Source organism: Streptomyces sp. UNOC14_S4, assembly GCF_020740835.1.
Lineage (GTDB): Bacteria > Actinomycetota > Actinomycetes > Streptomycetales > Streptomycetaceae > Streptomyces.
In genome coordinates, this window is sequence record NZ_JAINFC010000689.1 from 1 (window position 1) to 3,107 (window position 3,107).

General features: G+C 76.4%; 1 protein-coding gene. It reads left to right on the forward strand.

Annotation, left to right across the window (positions count from 1 at the left end):
• Positions 1 to 2,909: nicotinate-nucleotide--dimethylbenzimidazole phosphoribosyltransferase (gene cobT, locus K6I34_RS34355; protein WP_229331959.1), on the forward strand; the 2,909-nt coding region annotated here is incomplete at its 5' end.
• Between the last annotated feature and the right edge of the window lie 198 nt (positions 2,910 to 3,107).

Below are 3,107 nucleotides of genomic sequence, written 5' to 3' on the forward strand. Positions count from 1 at the left end.
ACGCGGCCCCGGAGCCGGTCCAGGAGGGCGCGCAGCCCGCGCCCGCTCCGCAGAGCCCGGTCGCGGCGCCGGTCGCCGATGGCGCGCAGGAGCAGCCCCCTGCCGTTGTCTCTCCGGAGAACGCCGCCCCCGTGGAGACTGTGCAGCCCGTGGAGAACACCCCCGTCGCGGAGCCCGCCGCCGTCACGGAGGCGCCTGTCGTCGCCGAGCCGACCGCTGTCGCCGGAGCCGTCGCGGAGCAGGCCGCCGCCCCGGTCGCCGGGGTCGCGCAGCCCGCCCCGGCCGCGGTGGAGGAGCCCGCCCTCGCGGACGTGCTCGTCTTCGCGAAGGCCGCGCCCGAGCAGCCGGTCCCGCCCGTCGCGCAGCCCTTCGAGGCCGTGCCCGCCGAGGCTGCGCCTGCCGATGCTGTGCCCGCCGATGCTGTGCCCGCCGGGACCGCGCCCTCCGAGACTGCACCCTCCGAAGCCGCGCCCGAGGACCCGGCCGCCGCTCCGGCCGCCGGACCCGTTCCGGTACCCGTCGCCGCGGAGCCGGTGCCCGCCGCGCCCGAGCAGCCGGTCCCGGCCGCGGCGCAGTCCGCGCCCGTGGCCCCGGAGGACGGGCAGCAGGCGCAGCCGCAGCCCGTCGTGCCCGAGGCCGACACCGCCGTCCAGCAGGCCCCCGCCGCCGTGTCCGAGGGCTTGACCCAGGAGCTCGCCCCGGCTCCGGAGCAGACCCCCGAGGACCTGCTCCTCGTCCACGGCACGCAGCACATGGACGCCCCGCAGGACGTGACCGCGCCCGTACCGGCCGGGCCGCAGGCCGTGGTCGCCGACGCGCCCGTCGCCCCCGTCGCCCCCGTCGAGGAGACCGTGGAGCAGACTCCCGCGGAGCCCGCGCCCGCCGCGGCGGCGCAGGCCGTGGAGCCCGTACCGGCGCTGGACGAGCAGGCGGCGCCCGCGGGCCCGGTGCACATCCCGGCGCCTCAGCAGGAGCCGGCGCCCGCCGGTGACGCGCCCGGGACCCCGGCACCGCAGCCCGTGGCCGTCCCCGCGCCGCGCACCGCCGAGACCGCGCCGGACCTCGTCGTGCCCCCCGCCGAGGCCGCGGACGCGCCGGAGGCCGGGACCGGGGGAGAGGGCCCCGACGCCACGGACGTCCCCGAGGCCCCGGCCGCGCCCGGGATCCCGGCCGTGCCCGCCGCCGTCGGCTACGACGAGGCCGAGCGCGCCGCCGTCCACCGCGTCATGCGCGAACGCCGCGACATCCGCAACGGCTTCCGGACCGATCCGGTCCCGCACGAGGTGCTGCTGCGCGTCCTGGAGGCCGCGCACACCGCGCCCAGCGTCGGGCACTCCCAGCCCTGGGACTTCGTCGTCATCCGGTCCGCCGAGACCCGGCAGGCCATGCACGAACTGGCACAGCGTCAGCGCGACGCGTACGCCAAGTCCCTGCCGAAGGGCCGCGCCAAGCAGTTCAAGGAACTGAAGATCGAGGCGATCCTCGAGACGCCCGTCAACATCGTCGTCACCGCCGACCCCACCCGCGGCGGCCGCCACACCCTCGGCCGGCACACCCAGCCGCAGATGGCCCCGTACTCCTCCGCGCTCGCCGTCGAGAACCTCTGGCTCGCCGCGCGCGCCGAAGGACTCGGCGTCGGCTGGGTCAGCTTCTTCGACGAGCGCGAGATGGTGCGCGAGCTCGGGCTCCCCGAGCACCTGGAGGTCGTCGCCTACCTGTGCGTCGGCTACGTCGACGAGTTCCCGGACGAGCCCGAGCTGATGCAGGCGGGCTGGTCCAAGCGGCGCCCGCTGTCGTGGGTCGTCCACGAGGAGGAGTACGGCCGCCGCGCCCTGCCCGGCGAGGAGCCGCACGACCTGCTCGCGGAGACCCTGCGCGGCATCCGTCCGCTGGACGCCAAGGCGCTCGGCGAGGCCTGGGAGCGCCAGAAGCGGATGACCAAGCCCTCCGGCGCCCTCGGCATGCTGGAGATCATCTCGGCGCAGCTCTGCGGCCTCTCGCGGAAGTGCCCGCCGCCGATCCCGGAGCCCGCCGCCGTGGCCATCTTCGCGGGCGACCACGGCGTGCACGCCCAGGGTGTCACCGCGTGGCCGCAGGAGGTCACCTCGCAGATGGTCGCCAACTTCCTGGGCGGCGGGGCCGTGTGCAACGCCTTCGCCAACCAGGTCGGTGCCGAGGTCTGCGTCGTGGACGTCGGTGTCGCCGGGGACCTGCCCGGTACGCCCGGTCTCCTCCCGCGCAAGATCCGTCCCGGTACGAGCGACTTCACCACCGGCCCCGCGATGACCCGCGAAGAGGCGCTGCGCGCCATCGAGGTGGGCATCGAGACGGCCCGCGACCTCGTCGCGGCGGGCAACAAGGCGCTCCTGACCGGCGAGATGGGCATCGCCAACACCACCGTGTCGGCCGCCCTCATCTCCGTCTACACCGAGGCCGACCCCGCCGAGATCACCGGCCGCGGCACCGGCATCAACGACGAGATGCACGCCCGGAAGATCGACGTCGTCCGGCGGGCGCTCGAACTCCACCAGCCGGACCCGAAGGACCCCATCGGGGTCCTCACGGCGGTCGGCGGCCTGGAGCACGCCGCGCTCGTCGGCCTGATCCTGGGCGGCGCGTCGTTGCGCACGCCGGTGATTCTCGACGGCGTGAGCGCGGGGGCGGCGGCGCTCGTGGCGCGGGCCATCGCTCCCGAGGCGCTCGCCGCGTGCATCGCGGGTCACCGCAGCGCGGAGCCGGGGCACGTCGCGGCCCTCACCAAGCTGGGGCTGCGGCCGCTCGTCGACCTCGACCTGCGGCTGGGCGAGGGGACGGGGGCGCTGCTGGCGCTGCCGGTCGTCCAGAGCGCCGCGCGGGCGATGCACGAGGTTGCCACGTTCGACGCGGCAGGGGTCACCGAGAAGGGGTGACCCTCCCCGGTGCGCGGCTGCGGGTTGTCCGTGGCTGGTCGCGCCGTTCCCCGCGCCCCTTGGGTGCGCTGTGGGCCGGGGGCGGGGCCTACGGCCGGAACCTGAAACGCGGTGCGTGCGGCCACCTCATACGAGGAGCCGTACTCCATGCACCGTCGTTTCAGAACCCGCCCTCCGGCCCACAGCGCACCCAAGGGG